Source organism: Parendozoicomonas verongulae, from assembly GCF_009711465.1.
In the GTDB taxonomy this organism is placed as follows: domain Bacteria; phylum Pseudomonadota; class Gammaproteobacteria; order Pseudomonadales; family Endozoicomonadaceae; genus Sansalvadorimonas; species Sansalvadorimonas verongulae.
This window is the reverse complement of record NZ_SMME01000519.1, coordinates 452-1,175: the sequence shown is the minus strand read 5'-3', so window position 1 is coordinate 1,175 and position 724 is coordinate 452. Positions and strand designations below refer to the sequence as shown.

General features: G+C 47.0%; 1 protein-coding gene. It reads left to right on the top strand.

What is annotated here, in order from left to right; all coding sequences use genetic code 11:
- Positions 1-196: 196 nt before the first annotated feature.
- The coding region (locus E1189_RS24655; protein WP_230459937.1) for a hypothetical protein at positions 197-724 on the top strand (528 nt) is incomplete at its 3' end.

Genomic DNA, 724 nt, shown 5'->3' with positions numbered 1-724 from the left:
GGCCCTTTGTCTGTGACCAGGACAAATGCGGCAAGTCTTTCACCACATCCAGCAATCTCACCAGACACCAGCGCGTGCATCACAATGTGAGAGATGAGTGACCCAGTCAGCGACATACGTCCAGCGCCGTAAACACCAATATCACAAAGCTACGTTACTTATCTTCTTTGTTCTTTTTATGGGAAGGAAAAGAATAGTGTTCAGGCTGAACTTTATTGTCACCAGTCTCTGCATAGTGATCAGCCTGTCTTCATCTGACACCTTTGCAGTAAAAGTCAAAAGTAAACCAATTCGCTCTATTCAATTACGTCCACTTGATGTGATTTCTACAGGCGACATTGCCATACAAAATGCGGACAGCACACATATCCATCCCCATAAAACAACATCCTGCGCCATAGACAGAACAACCGAACACCACCTTGTACTTTGCCGGGGGAAAAAGCAAAAAAACGGATTAACTCTCACCACTCCAACGCCTGCAAACATCTGGCCGTTGAAACAGGTGCCACAACATGGATCCGGGATAAGGCAAACATGTGTCATGTGTCTCCAGGCGAGGAAGATCTCCCTCATATCCAATGCTCACCCCTTCCTTCGGGAAACCTGTTTCCTTCCCGGTTTCCGGATTCAGATACCTGGACACGTGAGCATGACAAAGAACTTCAGGTTCGAACAGACGATGATAAGCCTGCGGATTTCTATGGTATGTACACGCTCAGAG